The following is a 22448-nucleotide window of genomic DNA, read 5'->3' as shown; positions in this document are numbered from 1 at the left end:
CGGGGGGAGGACGAGCGCAGTGAGGGGGGAGGCCAGGGCCTCCCCCCTCACCGGGTGGTGCTAGGTGGTGCTCAGGCGCTGCGCCGAGGTCAGCGGAGCAGCTGCAGGATGTTCTGCGACGCCTGGTTGGCCTGGGCCAGCATGGCCGTGCCGGCCTGGCTCAGGATCTGCGTCCGGGAGAAGTTGGTCATCTCCTGGGCCATGTCGGTGTCCCGGATCCGGGACTCCGACGCGGTCAGGTTCTCCATGGTCGCGTTCAGGTTGTTGACCGTGTGCTCGAACCGGTTCTGGTAGGCACCCAGCTCCGCGCGGGCGGTGGAGATGCTCTCGATCTGGGCGTTGATCGCGGTGATGGCCGACTGGGCGCCCGACGCGCTCGACAGGGAGACGGCGCTCAGCGCGGTGGCGACGGCGTCGACGTCGGCACCCGACAGGTTGATGGTGATCTGGCTGTTGGTGTCGCCGTCGGCACCGACCTGGAACTTCAGCGACGAGGCGGAGCCGTCGAGCAGCTTCGTGCCGTTGAAGTTGGTCGCACCCGCGATCCGGTTCAGCTCCTCGGTCAGCTTGGTGACCTCGGTGCCGATGGCCGCGCGGGCCTTCTCGTTGTTCGAGTCGTTGCCGGCCTGGACGGCCAGGTCACGCATGCGCTGCAGGATGGAGTGGACCTCGGTGAGCGCGCCCTCCGCGGTCTGCACGACGGAGATGCCGTCCTGCGTGTTGCGGACGGCCACCTTGAGGCCGCCGATCTGCGACCGGAGCCCCTCCGAGATGGCCAGACCCGCGGCGTCGTCGGCGGCGCGGTTGATGCGGTAGCCGGAGGACAGCTTCTCCAGCGACTTGCCCATCTGGCCGTCGGTGACGGTGAGGTTGCGGTAGGCGTTGATCGCCGCGATGTTGGTGTTGACGCTGAGACCCATGGTGTTCCTCCTTGGACGTGGGCCGTTTCCTGATCCCGCTGGCATCCGTGCTGGCGGGCCTTGCTCCATGGGTTACGGCGGCAGGGCCCGGGACCTTTAACCGAACCGGGCAGCTTTCTCGCGGATCCTCCGGACGGGTCGGTCCGTGCAGGCTGCCCGCGGTGCGGGCGGCGTCCCAGGCGGCACGGGAGGCTCGGCGCTGCACTGGGGCCCCAGTCCGGCGCGTCGGACGGCCGGGGAGCGGCCCGCCCGGCCATACCGTCGCGGGACCCCGCCTCGGCTCTCGCCGCGGGGAACCCCACCAGTCGTCCTCCCAGGGGGAGCACCCATGCGCGTCCTGCTCTCGACGACCCGCTTCGCCGGGTCGCTGTACTACCGCACGGCGGAGCCGGCCGAGGCCGTCCAGGCGGCCGGGGTCGGCGTCGAGTGCTCGACCACCTACGGCCTGAAGACCGTCATGGCGCAGCGGCCGGGCGAGGACGTCCTGTCGGTCCGCGAGGTCGATGCCGAGGGTGCCGACGTGGTGGTCCTCCAGCTGCCGAAGACCAGGGAGAGCCTGGACATCCTGAGGCTCCTCCAGGCCCAGGGCGTCGCCGTGGTCGTCGAGCTGGACGACCTGTTCCGGGCCGTGCCGTACGGGCACATGGCCTTCCGCACCCTGAAGACCTCCTCGATCAACGAGTACGTGCTGGCGTGCGCTCGCGAGGCCGATCTCGTCACCGTCTCCTCGGCCGCGCTCCTCGAGGAGTACGCCGGACACGGACGAGGTGCGTACATCCCCAACGCGGTCCCGCGTCGGATCGCCGAGCTGCCGCCGGCGTACGAGCGGGACCCGGAGGTCGTCACCGTCGGTTGGACCGGTTCCGTGCCGACCCACCCCTACGACCTGCAGGTGATGGAGTCCGGGCTGCAGCAGGGCCTGGACCGCACCGCCGGCCGGAGTCGTTTCGTCATCCTCGGGCAGGCCGCGGACGCCCGGACGCGCCTCCACCTCCCCGAGGACCCCGTCGAGGTCCCCTGGAAGCAGGACGTCGACCAGTACCTGACGACCATGGGGGAACTCTTCGACGTCGGGATCGCTCCGCTGCGACTCGACCGCTTCAACGAGTGCAAGAGCTGGCTCAAGGTGATGGAGTACGCCGCGCGCGGCGTCTTCGCCCTCCGGTCACCCAGCGCGGAGTACGAGCGCCTCGGTCTCGGACGACGCGCCAAGCGTCCCCGCGACTGGGCTGCCGGTGTCGCTGCCGCCGTGGACGCTCCGGACGCCCGGCGGGAGAAGGCGGCCCAGGACCGGGCCGTCGTGCTGGAGCGGCACCTGACGGAGCACACCGCCGAGCGCTGGGTGGCGGCGTGGCGCCAGGCGCGGGACAACCGGACGCGCGCCCAGAAGGGCCTGGGCCCACGGTCGTCCCTCGCCGGGGTCGGGTGACGGGCCCCCGAGCCTCCCCGGGACCACGCGACGGCCCCGGACCCGCACGTGCGGGACCGGGGCCGTCGTCCGTCTCGGTGGGAGCTGCTCCGGGTCGGCTCCCGGCACGGCCGCCTGCTGCCGCCGAGCGGGCCGGCGAGGACCGTGCGCAGGGGTGGCGACGCGGGGACCCGCCCGGCCCGCAGGTGCCGGTCCGAGCGGGTCCTGCCGGTCGGACGTCGCCTCAGGCGGGGCGGGCCGCGCGGTACCGGTGGGCGGCCGCCTGCCACGCCGGCCGCGGTGCCGGGATCGGCGGCAACGGACTCCGGCCGGCGACCCTCTCCACGTACAGCCGCTGCTGGTTGCGCGCGCGGACGCCGCCGTCGGCCGGCACCGCCCGGCCCTCCCACACCTCGCTCATCGCCGCGTGCAGCAGGGTGAGCGCGCGGGCGCGCATCTGCGAGACGCGGGAGAGCGTGACGCCGAGGTCGGCGGCGATGTCGGTGAGCGACTCCCCACCGAAGAAGTTGCGCTCCACGACCTCGTCGAGCCGGTCGGGCAGCGCGCGGATGGCGTCCTGCAGGTAGCGGGCCCGTTCACCGCGCAGCACCGCCCGCTCGGGGGACTCGCCGGGGTCGGGCAGGTCCAGCGTGCCGCCCTCGGCGCCGGTCTCCGCGTCGATGCTGACCATGACGGCGCGGTGGACGTCGACCTGCAGCGCGTCGAGGTCCTCGCGGCGCACCCCGAGGGCCTCGGCGAGCTCCTCGCGCGTCGGCGGCCGGCCCAGCCGGATGGTCAGGGCGTCGGACGCGGCGTCGGTGCGGCGGGCCGCGGCCCGGACCGAGCGGCTGGCCCAGTCGCCCGAGCGCAGCTCGTCCAGGACCGCGCCCTGCAGCCGGGGGAGGGCGTAGGTGGCGAACGTCGCGCCGGCCGACGGGTCGAACCGGCGGGCCACCTCGACCAGCGCCACCTTCGCGCAGGACAGGAGGTCCTCCCGGCTCACGTGGCCGGGCAACGAGATGCGCGAGGCCACCGCGTTGACCGCGAACGAGCACAGGGCCAGGTGCTCGGTGACGAGCGCCTCGACCTCGACCTCGGAGCGCAGGACGTCGGGGCGCGCGGCGTCCGACGGCTGCGGGGGAGCGGAGCGCGCGGGAACCGCGCGGTCGGTCACCGGGGAGCGGGCTGCTGGCACGGTCCCTCTCTCGGCAGGGACCGCGCCCTCCCGGACGCACAACTCCTGCCAATCCTGGGAACTCGGCTTGAGGGGCGCTTGCCCGCTGCCGACCGTCTGTCCGCGAAGGCGGGGACACCCGCCGGGAGACGAGGGAGGCGGTGGCGGACGTGGACTTCCAGCACCTGTCGACGCTGCTGTGGCGCGAGCAGGAGCTGCTCGACCTGCTGCTGTTCAAGGCAGAGGAGAAGCAGTACCTGATCCTGTCCGGCAAGACCCGCTGGCTGGCCCGGATCGCCCACGAGATCGAGGTCGTCCTCGACCAGCTGCGCGTCCTCGAGGTCGAGCGGGCCGCCGCCACCGAGGCGATCGCCGTCCGGCTGGGCACCGGGGTCAACCCGTCGCTGCGCCAGCTGGCCGAGGCCGCGCCCGCGCCGTGGAACGACCTGCTGGCCAGGCACCACGAAGCGCTGCTGGTCCTCGTCACCGACCTGCGCAGCCTCTCCGACGCCAACCGCGAGCTCATCGAGGGCGGCCTGTCCGCGATCGGCGACGCGCTGCTGTCGGTCCGCCAGCCCACGGCCGGCACCTACGGCGCCACCGGCCGCTCCGAGCACGGGTCCTCCCGCGCGGTCACCCTGGACGGTGCCCTGTGAGTTCGTTCTCCGGTCTCAACACCGCGACGACGGCGCTCTGGGCCGCCCAGCGCGGACTCGACGTCACCGGCCAGAACATCGCCAACGTCAACACCGACGGCTACTCCCGGCAACGGGTCGAGCTGCAGTCGGTCAACGGCAACACCGTCCCGGCGATCCACTCCGTCAGCAACCAGGTCGGTCAGGGTGTCGACGCGGACACGGTCATCCGCATCCGTGACGCGTTCCTCGAGAGCCGGGCACAGGCGGAGCGGGCCAACTCCGCGCGGTTGACCGCGGAGAGCGCGGGACTGTCCGCCGTGGAGAACGCGCTCCGCGAGCCCGGCAGCTCGGGCATCCAGAGCATGCTCGCCGACATGTGGGACGGGTGGAGCGACGTCGCGAACCACCCCGAGGACCTGGCCGCACGCAGTCAGCTGCTGCAGCGTACGGAGACCCTGGTGTCCGGCCTCCGGACAGCTGACGGCGTCCTCGGCGCGGAGTGGGAGAAGACCAGGGACAACCTCGACGCCCTGGTCGCGGACGTCAACGCCGCGGCCCGGTCCATCGCGGACCTGAACGCCGCCATCCAGAAGGCATCGCGCGCCGGCCTGCCGGTGAACGAGCTCGCGGACAAGCGCGACGTGTTCGTCCTGCAACTGGCGGAGAAGGTGGGCGCGACGGGCAGGGCGGGGGCCGACGGGCAGGTGGACGTCAGCATCGGGGGGACCTCCCTCGTCACCGGCGACACCGCGACCGCCCTGGAGCTCACCGGCACCACGGACTCCCGGTCGGCCGCGCCCGGGGACCCCCGCCTGGTGACCCGGCCGGGAGGGACCACCGTCCGGCCCGGCGGGACGGCGGAGGGGCAGCTGTCGGTCCTCGGGACGATCCTCCCCGGCTACCGCGGGCGGCTCGACGCGATCGCATCGCAGGTGGCCCGGACGCTCAACGACGCCCAGGCGGGGACCGGTACGGAGCCGGCCTACGACCTGGACGGTGACGTGGGCGGACCGATGGTCGACGACGGGACGGGCGCGGTCACCGTCGACCCCGCCACGGTGACCGCGGCGAACATCCGGCTGCGGCTCACCCGTCCCCAGGACGTGGCCGCCGCGCTCCTCGCGCCGGACGCCGCCGGGCCGTCGCTGGACGGTGGCAACGCGGCCGCCGCCCACCGGTTGCGCCTGGACCAGACCGGCGTGGACGCGACGTACCGCGCGCTGGTCGTGGACCTCGGGGTCCAGGCGGCCGTGGTCGCGCGCAACAGCGACATCCAGGACGTCATCACGGCCCAGGTGGACAGCGCCCGGGAGTCGGTGAGCGGAGTGAACCTCGACGAGGAGATGACCAGGATGATGTCCTTCCAGCACGCCTACTCGGCGGCCGCCCGCATGGTGACGGCCATCGACGAGTCCCTGGACGTCCTCATCAACCGCATGGGCCGAGTGGGGCTGTGACCCGGTGCGCGTGACCCAGCGCTCGATCGCGCTCACCAGCCTGCAGGGCCTCTACCGCAACCAGGACGCCGTCGGTCGGCTGCAGCAGCAGTTGACCGCGGGCAGGACGATCAGCCGCCCCTCGGACTCGCCCACGGGCACCAACCAGTCGATGATCATCCGGGCCGACGCGTCCGGCGCGGCTCAGTACGCCCGCAACATCGCCGACGGGAGCGCGTTCCTCGAGACGACGGACTCCACGTTGCAGTCCATGCTGCAGCAGACCCGGCAGGCCCGGTCGCTCGTCGTCCAGGCGGCGAGCACGGGTGGGATGAGCACGTCGTCCGCCGGCGCGATCCGCACCGAGCTCGAGGGGCTCCGCACGAGCCTGCTCGGCCTGGCCAACGCGGTCGTGCAGGGCCGGCCGGTCTTCGGCGGACCCACGGGAGGCACGGTCGCCTATGCCGACGACGGCTCCTTCGTCGGCCGCACGGACGGCGTCCTGACCCGCCGCGTCTCCGACCGTGAGGACATCCGGATCGACGTCACGGGGCCCGAGGCCTTCGGCACGGGGCCCACCGGTCTGTTCGCCGTGCTGGAGAGGGCTGCCGCCGCAGCGGGCGCCCAGGACGCCACCGCCCTGCAGACGGCGCTGGACGACCTCGACGGCGTCATGGAGCGGATGCTGACCGCCACCGCGGACATCGGCACCCGCGCTGCCCGCATGGACCGGGCGGCCGAGGCCAACACCGACCTCCAGCTCAGCCTCAAGCAGCAGCTGGCCGGCGTCGAGGACGTCGACCTGCCGAAGACGATCATGGAGCTGAACCTCCAGCAGGTGGGCTACCAGGTCGCTCTGCAGGCGACCGCCCAGGTCATCCAGCCCTCGCTCGCGGAATTCCTGCGGTGACCCTCGCCCCCGTCGTCACCCTGCCCCTGCTGGGCATGGTGTCCCCGCTGCCCGGCTTCCCCGACTTCCGCGACTACGTGCTCGTCACGGCCGACGGGGACGGGCTGCTGTTCTGGCTCCAGTCCCTGGACGCCGACGGTCCGCGGTTCCTGACCATCCCCCCGGCCCGGTACTTCCCGGACTACGCGCCCGTGCTGCCGGCCCAGGTGCTGGCCGACCTGGACCTCGCCGACCCGGCCGACGCCTCGCTGTTCTGCCTGGTCACCGTGCCGGCCGAGGGCCCGGCGGCGGCGACGGCGAACCTGCGCGCCCCCGTCGTGCTCAACCCGGCGAACTGGCGGGCCACCCAGGTCGTGCTCCCCGACAGCCGTCATCCGATCCGGCGTCCCCTGCGCCGATAGAGGAGGAGAGCGGTCCGACCGCTCGACACCCCGCCCCGCCGGGCGGGGGTGCCAGGAGGCCGTCACACACCCATGGAGGGGTACCCGTGCTCACACTGACCCGCAGCGTCGGCGAGACCATCCGCATCGGCGACGACATCGAGGTGCACGTCGTCGAGGTCCGCGGCGGCACCGTCCGGCTGGGCTTCAAGGCCCCGCGCGAGGTGACCATCCACCGCGAGGAGGTCTACCGGCAGATCGCCGAGGCCAACCTGCTCGCCGCGCAGGTCACCGCGGACACGCTCGGCGCGCTCGCCGCCTTCGCGCCGCAGGCCGTCGGCCCCGCGGCCGCCGCCCCGGACGCCCCTGCGGGGGCCGGGAAGCGGCCCGCCCCGCCGGAGCTGCCCGCGCGCTGACGACACGCCACCGACGGCGGGTCCGCGGCTCGGCAACAGTCGCCGATGCGCGGACCCGCCGGACCGGGATGGAGGTCCGGACGGGCAAGACCTGACGAAGGTCGGCCCGGAGATTGCACAGGGCACGGCGAGTTGTGTGCCCGTCACCGTCCGCTCATGCGCCAGAGTTGCCCCCGAGCACGACACAGGGGGCGATGAGGATGCAGCACAGCGTGATGGCAGGGACCCAGCAGGCCGACGAGACCGTCGTCGTCCACGTCCAGCTGCGGCCGCGCCGCGGGTCCACCCGGCGCTGCCTGGCCGAGCTGGCGGCTCTGGCCGCCGCGCACCCGTCGGTCGCCTTCTCGGTCACCGGGCTCGGCAAGGACGAGCGGGTCGTCCGCGTCACCGTCGGCGTGGAGCTCGGCCCCCGCGAGGCGATCGCCCGCTTCTCGCCGCAGGCGCAGGCCGCCTACGCCTTCGTCAGCGACCTGTTCACGGTCCTGTACGACCACATGCCGGTGTACGCCGCCGAGCCCTCCGCCGCCGAGCGCGCCGCCGCCGAGGTCCTCCTCCGCGCCGACGACGGCGACCTCGAGGTCCCGGCCGGCGCGTCCGCTTACGAGCGCGTCTCCGCGTAGCGCCCCACCCCTCGCCGACGCCTTCCCCGCGATCGACCAGGAGTCCCCGGTGACCAGCACCCCCCAGCCCGCCGTCCCCACCGCCGACCAGCCGGCCGACGCCGGCACCCGCGCGCCGCTCGTCTTCGGCGGGATCCCCGAGGCCGAGGGCTTCGCGCGGGTCCCGATCACCGCGCGCGACCGGGTGCACTTCCGCGTCGACCGGGACCTGCCGCTGGCCGCGTTCCGCGCCGACCTGCCCGACGGCGTCACGGTCAGCCACGACGAGGGCGAGGGGCTCTACCGCGTGGACGGCCCCTGCGGCCAGGGCCAGGTGCTCGCCGACTGGATCCGCGCCTGGTGCTCGACCCGTGACGTCGCCACCGTGGGCCTGCGCGCGGAGGCCGGCGTCCGCCGCCGTGCCCCGCGGGACCTGCCGCCGGCCTTCCTCGAGGACCTGTGCCGGCACTACCAGCCGGTCAGCCTCAAGCGGCTGCAGCGCAACATGAGCACGATCCGGATGCACCTGCCCGACCCCGACGACCTCGGCCAGCAGGTCGCCGAGTGGATCCTCAAGGCGGTCGGCCAGTACGACGAGACCAAGGGCGTCCCGTTCGGCGCCTTCCTCGCCACCCAGCTGTCCAAGTGGGTGCACGACCTGGGCCGCAACGCCCACGGCCGCACCGCCGCCGACACCGAGAACCGGCAGCAGAAGGCGATCGCCGCCTTCCAGGCCGAGCACCAGCGGCGGCCCACCGAGCGCGAGCTCGCGGCCTACATGGGGCAGAGCGTGGCCACGCTGCGGCGCAACTCGCAGACGGTCGCCACCCTCAACGGCCTGCGCAACCTGCAGTCCCTCGACGGCGGCCCGGACGCGACCGAGGTGCTGCTGCCGGACTCCAGCGAGGCGCCCGACCAGATCATGGACGAGGCGGAGCAGACGCTGCTGTCGCACGCCCTGACCGCGGCCTGCGCCCCCGACCCGACCGCCGCGCGCGGCCAGCGGGCCGCGCAGCCCAACGTCCTGGGCTGGGCCACCTGGTACCTGACCACCTGGGGCGGGCAGACCAAGACCCAGGTGTCGGCCGACCTCGGGACCTCGGTGCGCAACATGAACGTGCACGCCGACCGCGTCGAGCGGGCGCTCAAGGACCGGCTCGCCGAGTTGTCCGAGTGACGTCCCGGTAAACGGAACGCAGGAGTCCGTCGCCGACGGGTCCATCCGGGCGCGGACCTGCCGATATCGAGGACGTGACCGCGAGTCCCCGCTGCACCGACGCCGGGGGACCGCAGACGCCGACGGGGGGAGGTGTGCGGTGAGCGTGCTGCCTGCGGGCGACCCCGCCGTCGTCCTGCTCCCGCACTGGCTCTCCGGGGCCGACCGCGAGCTGCTGGCCGGCGTCGTGCGTGCCGCCGTCGAGCGGCCCGGTGTCCACCCGGTCGCCGCCGTCCACCTGGCCGACGTCCTGACCGAGCTGCACGTGGCCGCCGCCCGCGACGCCGTCTGGCCCGGCCCCGCCGCCCGCGTCCGCCGGGTCACCGGCTGGGCCGAGGACGTCCTGCCGGTGCGGCTGTCGGCCGCCGAGCTCGACAGCGTCCTCGGCCTGGCCGAGCTGCCGGGCGACCTGCGCGCGACCCTCGGGGGACGCCGCCCGTGACGCGGGGGCGCCCCGGCCGCTCCTCGTCGGGCCTGCTGCAGCGGCTGCGCCCGGCGCCGGTCGCCGTCGACGACGTCCGCGCCGCCGCGGACGCGGTGCTGCCGGGCCTCGCGACCGGCGGCCTGCGCGCCGCCGTGCTCGCGGACCCCGCCCGCGGGCCGGTGCTGGTCCTGGCCGAGGACGAGCGCCGCGTGCGGGTGCCGCTGCACGACCTCGCCGAGGACATGACCGACGCCGGCGTGACCCCCACCGCCGACGGCGTCGCCGCCGCGCTCACCGCCTTCGTCGCCGCCCGCCCGGTCAGCGACGCCGCGGCCGCCGGCGCCGGCGTGGCCGTCCTCGACTGGACCGGCCCGGCGTGCACCGCCGTCGGCTGGCGGGTCGTCGTCCGCCGCGGGGACCGCACCGTCGCGTGGACGCCGTCGGACCGCGCCGACGCCGCCGTGGTGGCCCGCACCCGCACCGCCGCCACCGCCCGGGCCGCCGACGCCGGGGGCGTGCTCCGCGTCGAGGGGCCGGTGGCACTGTGGTCGCACCCCGGCGCGCCGATGCTCGCCACGGCCGCGCTGGCCGATCCCGAGCGGCTGCTCGGGCGGATCGCCGAGGCCGGGTTGCGCGTGGCCGAGCCGCACGTCGTCGTCACGCCGCTGCGGCCGCTGGCGTGCGCCTCCGCGGGGGTGACCGACCGCCTGGCCGGGCTGACCGGCGAGGCGTGCGTGCGCCTGCCCTGGGCCGCCCTGCCCGACCTCCGCTGGCTGTGAGGCGGCCCCTCCGCAGGGTCCCGCCGCGAGCCTGCGAGCGGTGGGGGGGGCAGAGGGGTCCTTCGTCAGGCCAGGTGCCCGAACTCCCAGTGCCAGGGCTCGGGCTTCTCGCCGCCGGGCCGGGCCCAGTCGGGGTTGACGAAGCCGAACCGCCCGGCGTGCTCGGTCATCCACGTCCACTGCGGCGTGCCGGCGACGTTCACCCCGCCGCACAGGTCCACCGCCAGCGCCCAGCCGTGGTTCGACGTCCCCGGCACGGCGGCCAGCGCGGGCTTGCGGCGGAACGCGTCCACCTGCGCGGCCATCGACCGGTAGGAGTCGGTGACGCACAGCGGGCTGCCGAAGGCCGCCTCGTAGGCCCGGGCCAGCGCGGCGTAGCCGGCCGCGGCGTCGCAGCGCAGCGCGTGGCCGCGGGCGATCGGGCACAGCGCCTCGGCGGGGATCCGGCCGTTGGACCAGCCACCCCACGCGGGGCTCACCGGGCCGACCGGCGCCGGGGGAGCGCCGCAGGCCCCGCGGCCGGACGCCGACGCCGGCAGCGGCGCGTTCGGCGTCGCGGGCGCCGGCAGGGTGACCCGGACGGCGCGGGCGTCGGCGGGCATCGAGCGGACGCCGACCTGGTAGGTGGCCGCCGAGGCGCCGAGCACCTCGCCGTCGCCGAGGTACAGGGCCACGTCGGCGCCGCCGTCGGAGACGACCAGGTCGCCGACCTGCAGCTGCGAGGCGGGCACGACGGTCGCCGCGGCCCACTGCTCCGCGGCGCCGGCCGGCAGGTCGTAGCCGGCCAGCAGCCACGCCGAGGCGGTGAGCCCGCCGCAGTCGAAGGCGTCCGGGCCCGTGGCGCCGGCGGCGTACGGGCGGCCCAGCCGGGACAGCGCGCTGCTCACCGCGGCGACGGTCTCGGCCGGCAGCACGGTCACCGGCCGGTTGCCGACGACGGCCCACGCCACGCCGGGCACGGCCTGCCCGGCGGCGTCCAGCGCGGGGGAGAAGCCGTCGGGCAGCGTCGCCGGGTCGGCCAGCTCGGCCGCGGACGGCGGCTCGACGCCCGCCGACGCGAGCCCGGCGAGGTGGCCCTGCCAGCGCTGCAGCGCGGCGGTGTTGCGCTCCTGCTGCGCGCCGGCGGCCGGGACGGTGTCCAGCGCGGCCAGCTGCGCGGAGACGTCGAGGCCGAGGTCGTCCACGGTCGCGCGGACGCCGGCCAGCACGGTGCGGGCCTGCGCCGCGGCGGCGTCGACGGCGTCCTGCGCGGCGGCCACCCGTGCGGCGGCGGCCTCCGCCGCGGCCGCGGCGCGCTCGGCGCGGACGACGGCGGTCTCCCTCTCCTGGGCGGCGCGGTCGGCCAGCGCCTGGCGGTAGAGGACGTCGCCGGTGGTCGCGGGTGCCGCGGCGGACAGGCCGAGGACCGGCATGCGGGTCTGCGCGGAGGCGCGGTAGAGGTCGGCCGCGGCGGAGCCGACGGTGACCTGCTCGGCGGCGACGGCGGCCCGCGCTGCCTGCTCGGCCTCGACCGCGGCCCGCAGCTCGGCCCGCCGCGTGGCGACCTCGCCCTGCAGCCGGCGGTAGGCGTCGGCGTCCTGCAGCAGGGTGCTGCGGGCGGCCAGGGCCAGGCCCGCGGCGTCGGGGGCCACCGTGGCCGAGCCGGGCGCGGAGGTGGCCGGGGCGAGCAGCACGGTGAGGGCGGGCACGAGCAGCGTGGCCAGGCCGACGACCCGCAGCCGGGTGCGCCAGGGGCCGCGCCCGCGCGGCGTCCGGGCGGCGGGCCGGCGGCGGGCGGGCTGCTTCCGGCGCGTCTCCGTCTTCTGCGCCGAGGTGCCGGTGCGGCGCGGGGGGACCGGAGCGCCGGTGGCGGCGCGGGCGGCGAGGAGGGCGCGCAGCGCCTCGGCCTCGCGGGCGGTGAGCTCGCGGCGGGGCGCGGTGCGGGGGGAGGCCGTGCGGGAGGGGGTGGCCGTGCGCGCGGGAGCGGGCGTGCGTGGTGCGGGCACGGCGGGGTCCCCCGGGCGGTCTCGATCGGCTGGCCGCGCTCCGGCGTGGAGCGCTCGCCGTCAGATCGACCGCCCGGGGGACCCGGAGGAGGGACGGGAGGGGAGGCCTCACCCCGACGGGGGAGGGGATGCGCCCGGCCGGGGGACCGGGCCGGCGCGCCGGGCACCTCCGCGGAGGAGCCCGGCGCACCTCCGCCGCGAGGTCAGCGGTCGGGCGGCCACCAGGCGCCGTGCCGCGCCACCAGCGGGATGCGGTGCTCGGCGCCGTCCTCGGTGACCACGACCAGCTCGACGGCGGTGATCGGCACCGGCCGGTCGTCGTCGTCGCGCAGCAGCCGCCCGGTGGCCAGCGGGATCGGGGGGAGGACCAGCAGGTCCTCGCCGGGCGGCTCGCTGCCCATCGACGACGTCGTCAGCGCTCGGCCAGCGGGACGAACGCCCGCTCGGTCTCACCGGTGTAGACCTGCCGCGGGCGGCCGATCTTCGTCGTCGGGTCGGCGATCATCTCCCGCCACTGCGCGATCCACCCGGGCAGCCGGCCCAGCGCGAACAGCACGGTGAACATGCGGGTCGGGAAGCCCATCGCCCGGTAGATCAGCCCGGTGTAGAAGTCGACGTTCGGGTAGAGCCTGCGCTCGACGAAGTAGTCGTCGGACAGCGCGATCTCCTCGAGCTGGCGGGCGAGGTCGAGCAGCTGGTTGTCCCCGCCGAGCTTGTCGAGCACGGTGTCGGCGGTCTGCTTCACGATCGCCGCGCGCGGGTCGTAGTTCTTGTACACCCGGTGCCCGAAGCCCATGAGCTTGACGCCGGGCTCCTTCTTCTTCACCCGCTCGACGAACGCCGGGATGTCCCCGCCCGCGCCCTGGATGGACTCGAGCATCTCCAGCACCGACTGGTTGGCCCCGCCGTGCAGCGGGCCGAACAGCGCGTTGATGCCGGCCGACACCGAGGCGAAGAGGTTGGCGTGCGAGGAGCCCACCAGCCGCACCGTCGACGTCGAGCAGTTCTGCTCGTGGTCGGCGTGCAGCACGAAGAGCATGTCGAGGGCGGCGGCGAGCTCGGGGTCGACCTCGTAGGGCTCGGCCGGGAAGCCGAAGGTCATCCGCAGGAAGTTCTCGACCAGGCCCAGCGAGTTGTCCGGGTAGAGGAACGGCTGACCGACCGACTTCTTGTACGCGTAGGCCGCGATCGTGGGCAGCTTGGCCAGCAGCCGGACGGTGGAGATCTCCACCTGGTGCGGGTCGAAGGGGTCCAGCGAGTCCTGGTAGAAGGTCGACAGGGCGCTGACCGCCGAGGACAGCACCGGCATCGGGTGGGCGTCGCGCGGGAAGCCCTGGAAGAACTGCTTGAGGTCCTCGTGCAGCAGGGTGTGCCGGCGCAGCTTCTCGTCGAAGGCGGCCAGCTGGTCGGCCGTGGGCAGCTCGCCGTAGATCAGCAGGTAGGTGACCTCGAGGAAGCTGGCCTTCCCGGCGAGCTGGTCGATGGGGTAGCCGCGGTAGCGCAGGACGCCGGCGTCACCGTCGATGTAGGTGATCTCCGACGTGCACGAGGCGGTGTTGACGAAGCCGACGTCGAGCGCCACCTGCCCGGTGGTCGCCAACAGCTTGGAGACGTCGAGCCCGGAGGGTCCCTCCGACGCCGGGACCGTGCGCAGCGGGAGGTCACCCCCCGCGTGTCGCAGGGATACCTCGGGGGTGCTGGCTGTCTCGGTCATGGTGGCCCGACGCTACTGGCGTCGGGCCCCGAGGACGACAGGGACCGTCCCCGCACGGGGGTGGGCCGGGGCTCCCGGCCCACCCCGCACGGTCAGGGGTGGGTCATCGAGAGCACGTCGAGGGCCTCGTCGAGCTGGGCCTCGGTGAGCTTGCCCTGCTCGACGTAGCCGCGCTCGAGCACCACCTGGCGGATCGTCTTCTGCTCGGCCAGCGACTGCTTGGCGACCTTCGCGGCCTCCTCGTAGCCGATGTACTTGTTGAGCGGCGTCACGATCGACGGCGAGGACTCCGCGTAGGTCCGGCACTGCTCGACGTTGGCGACGATCCCGTCGACGCAGCGGTCGGCCAGGATCCGGCTGACGTTGGCCAGCAGGCGGATCGACTCGAGCACGTTGCGGGCCATGAGCGGCAGCGTCACGTTGAGCTCGAAGACGCCGGTGGTGCCGGCGTAGGTGACCGCGGCGTCGTTGCCGATGACCTGGGCGGCGACCTGGATGACCGCCTCGGGGATCACCGGGTTCACCTTGCCCGGCATGATCGAGCTGCCCGGCTGCAGGTCGGGCAGCTGGATCTCGCCGAGCCCGGTGCGGGGGCCCGAGCCCATCCACCGCAGGTCGTTGGCGATCTTCACCAGGCCGACGGCGATCGTCTTCAGCTGGCCGGAGGCCTCGACCAGCGAGTCCCGGGAGCTCTGCGCCTCGAAGTGGTTGCGCGCCTCGGACAGCGGCAGGTCCAGCTCCGCGGCGAGGGTGTCGATGATCGCGGCCGCGAAGCCGGGCGGGGTGTTGATCCCGGTGCCGACGGCGGTGCCGCCCAGCGGCAGCTCACCGATGCGCGGCAGCGAGGCCTCCAGCCGCTCGACGCCGTAGCGGATCGCCGCGGCGTAGCCGCCGAACTCCTGGCCGAGGGTGACCGGGGTGGCGTCCATGAGGTGGGTGCGGCCGCTCTTCACGACCTCGGCGAACTCCGTCTCCTTGCGGGTGAGGGAGGACTCGAGGTGGCGCAGGGCCGGGACGAGGTCGCGCACGATCGCCCGGGTGGCGGCCACGTGGATGGCCGAGGGGAAGACGTCGTTGGACGACTGCGAGGCGTTGACGTGGTCGTTCGGGTGCACCGGCGTGCCGGCGGCCTCGGTGGCGAGGGTCGCGACGACCTCGTTGGTGTTCATGTTGCTCGACGTCCCCGAGCCGGTCTGGAAGACGTCGATGGGGAAGTGCTCGTCCCACCTCCCGGACGCCACCTCGGCGGCGGCCGCGGCGATCGCCCGCGCGACCTCGCCGTCGAGGACGCCGAGGTCGGCGTTGACGCGGGCCGCGGCGCCCTTGATGGCGGCCAGGGCGGCGATGAGCTCGCGCTCGATGGGGGTGCCCGAGATGGGGAAGTTCTCGACGGCGCGCTGGGTCTGGGCACGCCACTTGGCCCACGCGGGGACACGGACCTCCCCCATGGAGTCGTGCTCGACGCGGTAGTCCTGCTCGGTGGCCACGCTGGCTCCCGTGTGGTGTCGGTGGGATCGGTGCTGCACGCGTGACCCTAGAAGGGCCCCGTCCTCCCCACTGCCCGCAGCCTCGGAGTGGGACCCGGGACGGCGCGGCTCCGGGTCCTACGGTGCGGCGACGCCGACGGCCCGAGGAGACCCCGTGACCCACCCGTACACCCCGGACGCGCCCGGCACCGTCCCCGTGGGCGGCTGGACGCCGTGGGGCACCTGGGACCCCACCGCCGGCCGGGCGCCCGCCGTCCCGCCGGCGCCCGCGCCGGTGACCGCCCCCGCGCCGGCCTCCCGCGTCCTCCCCGCCGCCCTGCTCGCGGGCGGCCTCGCCCTCGGGCTGGTGCTCGCCGCCGTCGTCGGCGCGCTGGTGCTCCGCGGCGCCGCGGACGACGCCCGCCGCGCGGCCGGCCAGGGGATGGGCGAGGCGGTCGGGGAGGCCCTCTAGGGCGGCGTTCCCTCGGAGTTCTACGACTACGGGACCGGGGGCGGGCCGGGCGAGGTCGAGCAGTCCGAGCCGGTGCCGCCCGGCGTCCTCGGGTCCGACCCCCTCCTCGACGCCCACGCCCAGGGCTGCTTCGACGGCGACCTGCAGGCCTGCGACGACCTGTTCGCCGAGTCGCCGCCGCTGTCGGAGTACGAGGAGTACGCGCTCACCTGCGGCGGCCGCGTGAAGGCGTGGTCGGTGCCGCTGTGCACCGACCTCGACTGACCGGCCCGTCCGTGACCTGCCGGTGCTGGTCGCCGCCACCCGGCCCACCTAGCCTGACCAGCGCATCTACCTGAACCGAGGAGTCCGCACCATGTCCCAGCCGCCGTATCCGCCGCCGGGCGGCAACGACCCCCAGGGCGAGCAGCCCGGCCGGCAGGGGTGGGGGCAGTCCGACGACCCGACGAGGCAGTTCGGCCAGCCGGCGCCCCCCACCTCCCAGTTCCAGCCGGGCCGGTACGGCCAGCCGGGCGAGCGCGACCAGACCTCGCCCTTCCCCCAGCCCGGTCAGCAGCCCCACGGCCAGCCGGGCCAGGACCCGACGCAGCAGTACGGCCAGCAGCCCTACGGCCAGCAGCCCTACGGCCAGCAGCCGTACGGGCAGCCCGGCTACGACCCGACGCAGCAGTACGGGCAGCAGGCCTACGACCCGAACCAGCAGTACGGCCAGCCCTACGGCCAGTACGGGCAGCCCGGCTACGGCCAGCAGCCCTACGGCCAGCAGCCCTACGGCCAGCCGGGCCACGGCCAGCCGCAGCAGAAGGGCAACAGGAAGAACGTCGTCATCGCCTCGGTGGTCGCCGGGGTGCTGCTGGTCGCCGCCGCGGCCGTCGGGCTGTTCTTCCTCCTCCGCGACGACGACGGCTCGACCGTCGCCGACCCGACGCGGACCAGCACCTCCTCGTCCGCGTCCAGCTCGTCGTCCTCGGGCCCGTCCCCGTCGTCGTCCTCGTCGAGCAGCTCCTCGTCGTCCTCGTCGTCGTCCGGCGGGGGCGGTGGCGCGGGGTCGACCTCGGCGCCGGTGCCCCCGCAGGGGCTCGGCTCGGACCCGGACGGCGAGTTCCAGCCGCTGGCCGAGGCCTGCTTCGCCGGTGACTTCTCCGCCTGCGACGAGCTGTGGGTCTCGACGCCGATCGACTCGGCGTACGAGCAGTACGGGGGCACCTGCGCCGGCCGGGTGAGCTACGAGGCCAACGGCTGTGTGTCGCGGCTCGGTGAGGGCGTGCCGGAGCCGCAGAGCGACCCGGTCCCGCCGCAGGGCCTCGGGGAGGACCCGGACGGCGAGTTCCAGCCGCTGGCCGACAGCTGCTTCGCCGGCGACTGGGCGGCCTGCGACGACCTGTGGGGCTCCTCCCCGTCGGACTCGCCGTGGGAGCAGTACGCCGGCACCTGCGCCGGCCGGGTGAGCTACGAGGTCGCCAACTGCGAGGGCCGGCTCGGCTGACGCCGGTCCCGCAGACGCACCACGGCCCCGGGGCGAGCGCCCCGGGGCCGTGGTGCGGTGCTGGAACGGCCCGCCTGCGGAGCCCCGCCGCGAGCGTGCGAGCGGTGGGGGGCAGGCGGGTCCTTCACTCGTCGTCGGAGCGGTCGAAGGGCACGGCGGAGTAGGCGCGCAGCTTCTCCAGCGAGTGCAGGCTGTCGATCGAGCGGATGGTGCCCGAGCGCGAGCGCATGACCAGCGACTGCGTGGTGCAGCCGCCGGCGCGGTACTGGACGCCGCGCAGCAGCTCGCCGTCGGTGATGCCGGTGGCGACGAAGAACACGTCGCCGCGCACCAGGTCGTCGATGGTGAGCACGCGGTCGAGGTCGTGGCCGGCGTCGACCGCCTTCTGCCGCTCCTCGTCGTCCTTGGGCCATAGCCGGCCCTGCAGCGCACCGCCCATGCACTTGAGCGCGCAGGCGGCGATGATCCCCTCCGGCGTGCCGCCGATGCCCATGAGCAGGTCGACCCCGGTGCCCTCCCGGGCCGCGGCGATCGCGCCGGCGACGTCGCCGTCGGTGATGAACCGGATCCGCGCGCCGGCCTCGCGGACCTCGTGCACGAGCTGGTCGTGCCGCGGCCGGTCGAGGATGCAGACGGTGACGTCCTCCACCCGGCCGTGCTTGGCCTTGGCGACCCTCCGGATGTTCTCGGCGACCGGCGCGGTGATGTCGACGACGTCGGCGGCGGCTGGGCCGGTGGCGATCTTCTCCATGTAGAAGACCGCCGACGGGTCGTACATCGCGCCGCGGTCGGCCACCGCCATGACGGCGATGGCGTTCGGCATGCCCTTGGCCATCAGGGTGGTGCCGTCGATGGGGTCGACGGCGACGTCGCACTCGGGGCCGTAGCCGTCGCCGACCTGCTCGCCGTTGTAGAGCATCGGCGCCTGGTCCTTCTCGCCCTCGCCGATCACGACGACGCCGCGCATGCTCACCGTGCCGATCAGCGCCCGCATGGCGTCGACGGCGGCGCCGTCGCCGCCGTTCTTGTCGCCGCGGCCGACCCAGCGGCCCGCCGCCATCGCGGCGGCCTCGGTGACGCGCACCAGCTCGAGGGCGAGGTTGCGGTCGGGCGCCGGGCGGTCGGTGCGGAAGGTGCTCCGGCGGGGCGTGGGTGGCACGGGGCCGTCGGGTACGGGCAGGGTCACGGGACCTCCTGAGTCCGGCACCGTTGCCGGTGCCCGCCGCCCGCGACCCGTCCCCGGGGCCGGTCGGGCGCGCGGGGCAGTCCGGGAGCGGGGCGGCGGGGTCGTGGATCGGTGCTGCGATCCTAGGGGCATGACCAGTTCCGGCCCGTCGGGCCAGCAGGCCCCCGAGGAGCAGCCGCCGCCGGCGCCGACCGCGGCGGAGCGCGCGAACCGGATGAGCGCGGCCAACATGCTCCGGTCGCTGCTGCCGCTGGTGGTCATCGTCCTGCTCGTCGCCGGCTGGGTCGCCTTCCGCCAGAGCGGCATCGACCCCGTCCGCCCGATCGACCCGACCAGCAGCGTCCGGCTCGCCGCCGAGCGGGCGTCCTACACCGTGGAGGTGCCCGCCGGGCTGCCCGACGGCTACCGGCCGACCAGCGCGCGCACCGACGCCGCGGACGCCGGCGAGGGGGAGCCGGTGACCCTGGAGATCGGCTACGTGACGCCCTCGGACGAGTACGCGGGCTTCCTCACCACCGACGACCCCGACGCCGACCGGCTGCGCGCCGTCCTCGACGGCGCGCAGGACGACGGCAGCGTCGACCTGGCCGGGCGCACCTGGACCCGGCAGACCAACGGCCGCGGGGAGACCGTGCTGTCGCTGGAGACCGGGGACGTGACCACCGTGGTCACCGGCTCGGCCGACGACGACGAGCTGCAGACCGTCGCCACCGCCGTCGCGCCGGTCAGCGTCCCCAGCTGAGGCTCAGCCCTCCTGCTCGCCGGGCGCCGCGGCGGCCAGCCGCTCGCGGGCGCGGTCGAGCCAGTGCTGGCACAGCTGCGCGAGCTGCTCGCCGCGCTCCCACAGACCGAGGGACTCCTCGAGGGTGAGCCCCCCGGCCTCGAGCCGGCGGACCACCTCGGCCAGCTCCTCGCGGGCCTGCTCGTAGGTCTGCGTCGGCTGCTCGGTCGTCGGCTCGCTCACCATGTCCCCGGTTCGCTCCCGCGGAACGCTCCGCTCCTCGCTCGTTCCTCGCTGCGATGCCCGCGTTCCCGTCCGCTCACGGCTCCCCATCCTGCCCGTCCACCCGGACGGCCAGCCGCCCGCCCGCGACCCGCACCGACAGCCGCTCGCCGTCGGCCACCTCGGCCGGGTCGCGGACCAGGGCGCCGTCGGCCCGCTGCACCAGCGCGTAGCCGCGCTGCAGCGTCGCCTGCGGGGACAGCGCGGCCACCCGCGCGCGGGCGTGGTCGAGGTCGCGCTCGGCGGACTCGACGCGGTGGGTGAGCGTGCGGCGGGCCCGGTCGCGCAGCGCCGCCACGTCGTCGGCCCGGCCGTGCAGCAGCCGCTGGGGGTCGGCGAGCACCGGCCGGCTGCGGACGCTCTCCAGCCACCGCTCGGACTGCTCGAGGCGCACGGTGAGCAGGTGCCGGGCGCGGGCGCGCAGCCCGTCGACCAGCCGCCGCTGCTCGCCGATCTCGGGGACGACGCGGTGCGCGGCGTCGGTGGGGGTGGCCGCGCGGACGTCGGCGACGTGGTCGACCAGCGTGGTGTCGGTCTCGTGCCCGACGGCGGTGACCACCGGCGTGCGGCAGGCGGCGATCGCGCGGACCAGGCCCTCGTCCGAGAAGGGCAGCAGGTCCTCGACCGAGCCGCCGCCGCGGGCGATGACGATCACCTCGACCTCGGGGTCGCGGTCCAGCCGCTGCAGCCCGTCGATCACCGAGGCGGCGGCGTTCACGCCCTGCACCAGGCTGTGGTGGACGGCGAAGCGCACCGCGGGCCAGCGGCGGCGGGCGGTGACCAGCACGTCCCGCTCGGCGGCGGAGTCCTTGCCGGTGACCAGCCCGACCACGGCGGGGGCGAAGGGCAGCGGGCGCTTGCGGGCGGGGTCGAACAGGCCCTCGGCGGTCAGCAGCCGGCGGATCCGCTCGATGCGGGCGAGCAGCTCACCGAGGCCGACGGCGCGGATCTCGGTGGCGCGCAGGGAGAAGGAGCCGCGGGCGACGTAGTAGTCCGGCCGCGCGCGGACGATGACACGGGCGCCCTCGGTGAGCTCCAGGCCGGGCCGGTCGGCGACGTCGCGGGCGCAGGTGACCGGCACCGAGAGGTCGGCGGCGGGGTCGCGCAGGGTGAGGAACACGGTCGCGGCGCCGCTGCGCCGGTTGAGCTGGGCGACCTGCCCCTCGACCCAGACCTCGCCGAGCCGGCCGATCCACTCGGCGACCTTGCGGGCCACCGTCCGCACCGGCCAGGGCGACTCGGGGGACGAGGGCGCACTCACGGCCCCGAGGGTGCCAGGCGGGGCCGACGGCTCCGCCCGGCACCCCGGGTGGGGCCCCCTCCGCTAGCCGCGGGGCTGCAGGGGGCTGGTCTCGACGGCCTGCTGCTCGAGCTTCTCCAGCCGGTTGCGCAGCATCGTGAGGAACGGCGCCCGGGCGCGGGTGGCCTCCTCGTAGGCGAGCAGGTCCGACACCGTGGCCAGCTGGTAGCCGCGGAGCCGGCCGCGCAGCTGGGCGACGGTGAAGGAGTCGTAGCCCTCGACGGGGGCGGCCCCGGCGGCCTGCGAACCGGACAGCTCGCTGCCGCCCTGCGCGTCGTCGGTGGGGGCGGCGGAGTCCCCGCCGACGGCGCCGACGGCCGCGCCCTCGGCGATCGCCGCGTCCTCCTCGGCGGTGTCGGTCCCACCGACGTCGGTGCGCACCCCGGTGGCCGCGGCGACGGTCGTGCCGCCCTCGTCGGTGGCCTCGGCGACCGGCTCGGGTCCGGTCGTGTCGGTGGCGGCACCGCTGTCCTCGCCGGGGGCGGGCTCGGCGCCGAGCTCCTCGTCGACGCGGGCGTGCTCCCCGGTGACGACGTCGCTCGCCTCGCCGGCCGCCGTCCCCTGGGTGGCGGCACCCTCGTCCGTGGCGGCGGCCTGCTCGCCGCCGTCCTCGGGGGCGACGACGCCCTCGTCGGTGACGGTGCCCTCGACCGTGGTGACCTGCCCGTCGGGCGTGATGACGTCGACCTCGGTCGCGGCCTCCTCGGCCGCGGCCGCGTCGGACTCCGCGTCCTCACCCAGCACACCGGCGTCGGGGGAGCCGGCGGCGTCGGCGGCGAGGCCGATGCCGGTGTCGGGCACGCCGGAGTCCGCGGCGTCGGGCACGACCGTGTCGTCGGTGCCCACGTCGGGGGCGCCGGCCAGCTCGCCGACCGGGGAGCCGCCCGGGTCGCTCGCGGCCGGGGTGTCCTCCGGGGCGGCCGCGGTGCCGGCGGGGGTCCCGGTGCCCTCGGCCTCGAGCAGCGCGCTCTCCAGGGCGTCCTCGGCGGTCAGCGCGGAGTCGGCGGCGTCGAGCGCGGACGCGGCCTCCTCGGCGCCCAGCACCTCGTCGTTGACGTCCTCGACGGCGGCGACGACCGCGGCGGGGGACGGCTCCGGGGGCAGCCCGGCGAGCTCGTCGTCGACCAGGCCGGCGGCGTCGGTGTCGACGTCGACCTCCATGACGTCGACCTCCATGACGTCGACCTCGGTGGCGTCACCGACGGTGTCGACGTCGGGGGCGCGGTCGAACGCGGAGTCGCGCAGCACGTCGATCGGCTGGGCGACGAGGGGAGCGCCGCCGGCGGCGGCCTCCTCGTCCTCGTCGAAGGTGGCCAGGCCGGGCTCGCGGTCGCCGCGCAGCCCGGTGAGCACCTCGTCACCGCGGGCGACCAGCCCCGACCACTGCTGCTGCAGCTTCATCGCCGCCTGCAGCGCGATGCCGACGATGCGCACCGGCAGGCCCGGCAGCGTCTGCGGGAGGCTGCGGACGTCGTCGAGGACGGTGGCGGCCAGACCGACGGTGGCGCGGATCGGCTCCGGGATCTCACGGGACAT

General features: G+C 75.4%; 24 protein-coding genes. 14 read left to right on the top strand and 10 right to left on the bottom strand.

Going from position 1 to position 22448, the window contains the following annotated elements; all coding sequences use genetic code 11:
• Positions 1-89: 89 nt before the first annotated feature.
• Positions 90-920 (bottom strand): flagellin N-terminal helical domain-containing protein, encoded by an 831-nt coding sequence (locus ACI8AK_RS09525; protein WP_387993880.1) that lies wholly within the window; start codon positions 918-920, stop codon positions 90-92.
• Positions 921-1248: 328 nt separating this feature from the next.
• Here ACI8AK_RS09525 and ACI8AK_RS09520 point away from each other — a divergent pair, with 328 nt between their 5' ends.
• On the top strand, positions 1249-2349 hold the full coding sequence (locus ACI8AK_RS09520) for a glycosyltransferase family protein (protein WP_387993883.1): 1101 nt from the start codon (positions 1249-1251) through the stop codon (positions 2347-2349).
• Between the two features lie 223 nt (positions 2350-2572).
• On the opposite strand, the gene ACI8AK_RS09515 is transcribed toward ACI8AK_RS09520, so the two are convergent.
• Complete coding sequence (locus ACI8AK_RS09515; RefSeq protein WP_387993886.1) at positions 2573-3502, bottom strand: sigma-70 family RNA polymerase sigma factor; 930 nt, start codon at positions 3500-3502, stop codon at positions 2573-2575.
• Between the two features lie 161 nt (positions 3503-3663).
• Between ACI8AK_RS09515 and ACI8AK_RS09510 the strand changes: the two genes are divergently transcribed.
• From ACI8AK_RS09510 to ACI8AK_RS09470, 9 genes are all read left to right on the top strand, one after another.
• Complete coding sequence (locus ACI8AK_RS09510) at positions 3664-4158, top strand: flagellar protein FlgN (protein ID WP_387993888.1); 495 nt, start codon at positions 3664-3666, stop codon at positions 4156-4158.
• The gene (gene flgK, locus ACI8AK_RS09505; RefSeq protein WP_387993891.1) at positions 4155-5597 is read left to right on the top strand and encodes a flagellar hook-associated protein FlgK; all 1443 of its coding nucleotides are present in this window, start codon (positions 4155-4157) and stop codon (positions 5595-5597) included. The genes ACI8AK_RS09510 and flgK overlap by 4 nt, the downstream gene beginning before the upstream one ends.
• Before the next feature lie 10 nt (positions 5598-5607).
• The gene (locus ACI8AK_RS09500) at positions 5608-6486 is read left to right on the top strand and encodes a flagellin N-terminal helical domain-containing protein (RefSeq protein ID WP_456956015.1); all 879 of its coding nucleotides are present in this window, start codon (positions 5608-5610) and stop codon (positions 6484-6486) included.
• On the top strand, positions 6483-6887 hold the full coding sequence (fliW, locus tag ACI8AK_RS09495) for a flagellar assembly protein FliW (protein WP_456956013.1): 405 nt from the start codon (positions 6483-6485) through the stop codon (positions 6885-6887). Before ACI8AK_RS09500 ends, fliW begins: the two co-directional genes overlap by 4 nt.
• Positions 6888-6973: 86 nt before the next feature.
• Complete coding sequence (gene csrA / locus ACI8AK_RS09490) at positions 6974-7282, top strand: carbon storage regulator CsrA (protein WP_456956011.1); 309 nt, start codon at positions 6974-6976, stop codon at positions 7280-7282.
• A 215-nt stretch (positions 7283-7497) separates the two neighbouring features.
• Complete coding sequence (locus ACI8AK_RS09485) at positions 7498-7902, top strand: hypothetical protein (protein ID WP_387993898.1); 405 nt, start codon at positions 7498-7500, stop codon at positions 7900-7902.
• A gap of 49 nt (positions 7903-7951) precedes the next feature.
• Positions 7952-9058, top strand: coding sequence for a flagellar biosynthesis protein FliA (locus tag ACI8AK_RS09480; protein WP_456904102.1), 1107 nt, complete (start codon positions 7952-7954; stop codon positions 9056-9058).
• A 139-nt stretch (positions 9059-9197) separates the two neighbouring features.
• Complete coding sequence (locus ACI8AK_RS09475) at positions 9198-9539, top strand: hypothetical protein (RefSeq protein WP_387993906.1); 342 nt, start codon at positions 9198-9200, stop codon at positions 9537-9539.
• On the top strand, positions 9536-10300 hold the full coding sequence (locus tag ACI8AK_RS09470) for a hypothetical protein (protein WP_456956009.1): 765 nt from the start codon (positions 9536-9538) through the stop codon (positions 10298-10300). The genes ACI8AK_RS09475 and ACI8AK_RS09470 overlap by 4 nt, the downstream gene beginning before the upstream one ends.
• 65 nt (positions 10301-10365) lie before the next feature.
• Here the strand turns inward: ACI8AK_RS09470 and ACI8AK_RS09465 are convergent, their stop codons facing one another.
• The 4 genes from ACI8AK_RS09465 to ACI8AK_RS09450 all read right to left on the bottom strand — a co-directional run bounded on the left by ACI8AK_RS09465 (position 10366) and on the right by ACI8AK_RS09450 (position 15486).
• A complete protein-coding gene (locus ACI8AK_RS09465; RefSeq protein ID WP_456956007.1) occupies positions 10366-12285 on the bottom strand; it encodes an NlpC/P60 family protein in 1920 nt (639 codons plus the stop codon).
• A 203-nt stretch (positions 12286-12488) separates the two neighbouring features.
• Positions 12489-12686 carry a hypothetical protein gene (locus ACI8AK_RS09460; protein WP_387993914.1) on the bottom strand — a complete coding sequence of 66 codons (198 nt, stop codon included), beginning with the start codon at positions 12684-12686 and terminating at the stop codon, positions 12489-12491.
• Positions 12687-12697: 11 nt separating this feature from the next.
• On the bottom strand, positions 12698-13999 hold the full coding sequence (locus tag ACI8AK_RS09455) for a citrate synthase (protein WP_456956005.1): 1302 nt from the start codon (positions 13997-13999) through the stop codon (positions 12698-12700).
• Between the two features lie 92 nt (positions 14000-14091).
• The gene (locus ACI8AK_RS09450; protein ID WP_387993919.1) at positions 14092-15486 is read right to left on the bottom strand and encodes a class II fumarate hydratase; all 1395 of its coding nucleotides are present in this window, start codon (positions 15484-15486) and stop codon (positions 14092-14094) included.
• 154 nt (positions 15487-15640) lie between these two features.
• Here ACI8AK_RS09450 and ACI8AK_RS09445 point away from each other — a divergent pair, with 154 nt between their 5' ends.
• The 3 genes from ACI8AK_RS09445 (at position 15641) to ACI8AK_RS09435 (ending at position 17423) form a co-directional block, all read left to right on the top strand.
• Positions 15641-15937: a hypothetical protein gene (locus ACI8AK_RS09445; protein WP_456956003.1), complete on the top strand. Its 297-nt coding sequence runs from the start codon at positions 15641-15643 to the stop codon at positions 15935-15937.
• A gap of 72 nt (positions 15938-16009) precedes the next feature.
• Positions 16010-16201, top strand: a complete 192-nt coding sequence (locus ACI8AK_RS09440; protein ID WP_456956001.1) for a hypothetical protein — start codon at positions 16010-16012, stop codon at positions 16199-16201.
• A gap of 91 nt (positions 16202-16292) precedes the next feature.
• Positions 16293-17423 carry a hypothetical protein gene (locus ACI8AK_RS09435; RefSeq protein WP_456904111.1) on the top strand — a complete coding sequence of 377 codons (1131 nt, stop codon included), beginning with the start codon at positions 16293-16295 and terminating at the stop codon, positions 17421-17423.
• 124 nt (positions 17424-17547) lie between these two features.
• On the opposite strand, the gene glpX is transcribed toward ACI8AK_RS09435, so the two are convergent.
• Entirely contained in the window at positions 17548-18609 is a 1062-nt protein-coding gene (gene glpX / locus ACI8AK_RS09430; protein ID WP_387993927.1) for a class II fructose-bisphosphatase, read from the bottom strand.
• Between the two features lie 130 nt (positions 18610-18739).
• On the opposite strand from glpX, the gene ACI8AK_RS09425 reads away from it, so the two are divergent.
• Positions 18740-19351 (top strand): DUF4245 domain-containing protein, encoded by a 612-nt coding sequence (locus ACI8AK_RS09425; protein WP_387993930.1) that lies wholly within the window; start codon positions 18740-18742, stop codon positions 19349-19351.
• A 3-nt stretch (positions 19352-19354) separates the two neighbouring features.
• On the opposite strand, the gene ACI8AK_RS09420 is transcribed toward ACI8AK_RS09425, so the two are convergent.
• The 3 genes from ACI8AK_RS09420 to ACI8AK_RS09410 form a co-directional block, all read right to left on the bottom strand.
• The gene (locus ACI8AK_RS09420; RefSeq protein WP_387993933.1) at positions 19355-19573 is read right to left on the bottom strand and encodes an exodeoxyribonuclease VII small subunit; all 219 of its coding nucleotides are present in this window, start codon (positions 19571-19573) and stop codon (positions 19355-19357) included.
• Between the two features lie 76 nt (positions 19574-19649).
• On the bottom strand, positions 19650-20873 hold the full coding sequence (gene xseA, locus ACI8AK_RS09415) for an exodeoxyribonuclease VII large subunit (protein ID WP_387993936.1): 1224 nt from the start codon (positions 20871-20873) through the stop codon (positions 19650-19652).
• A gap of 63 nt (positions 20874-20936) precedes the next feature.
• Positions 20937-22448, bottom strand: a complete 1512-nt coding sequence (locus tag ACI8AK_RS09410) for a hypothetical protein (RefSeq protein WP_456955999.1) — start codon at positions 22446-22448, stop codon at positions 20937-20939.

The sequence above is a fragment of the Geodermatophilus sp. SYSU D00867 genome (genome assembly GCF_054050315.1).
This window is presented reverse-complemented; position numbering and strand designations above follow the sequence as displayed.

Excerpts from the sequence above, each read along its gene's own strand:
- ACI8AK_RS09525 (WP_387993880.1), bottom strand. The coding sequence starts at position 920 with ATGGGTCTCAGCGTCAACACCAACATCGCGGCGATCAACGCCTACCGC.
- ACI8AK_RS09425 (WP_387993930.1), top strand. The coding sequence starts at position 18,740 with ATGACCAGTTCCGGCCCGTCGGGCCAGCAGGCCCCCGAGGAGCAGCCG.
- ACI8AK_RS09485 (WP_387993898.1), top strand. The coding sequence starts at position 7,498 with ATGGCAGGGACCCAGCAGGCCGACGAGACCGTCGTCGTCCACGTCCAG.
- ACI8AK_RS09455 (WP_456956005.1), bottom strand. The coding sequence starts at position 13,999 with ATGACCGAGACAGCCAGCACCCCCGAGGTATCCCTGCGACACGCGGGG.
- ACI8AK_RS09410 (WP_456955999.1), bottom strand. The coding sequence starts at position 22,448 with ATGTCCCGTGAGATCCCGGAGCCGATCCGCGCCACCGTCGGTCTGGCC.
- ACI8AK_RS09435 (WP_456904111.1), top strand. The coding sequence starts at position 16,293 with ATGTCCCAGCCGCCGTATCCGCCGCCGGGCGGCAACGACCCCCAGGGC.
- ACI8AK_RS09520 (WP_387993883.1), top strand. The coding sequence starts at position 1,249 with ATGCGCGTCCTGCTCTCGACGACCCGCTTCGCCGGGTCGCTGTACTAC.
- ACI8AK_RS09460 (WP_387993914.1), bottom strand. The coding sequence starts at position 12,686 with ATGGGCAGCGAGCCGCCCGGCGAGGACCTGCTGGTCCTCCCCCCGATC.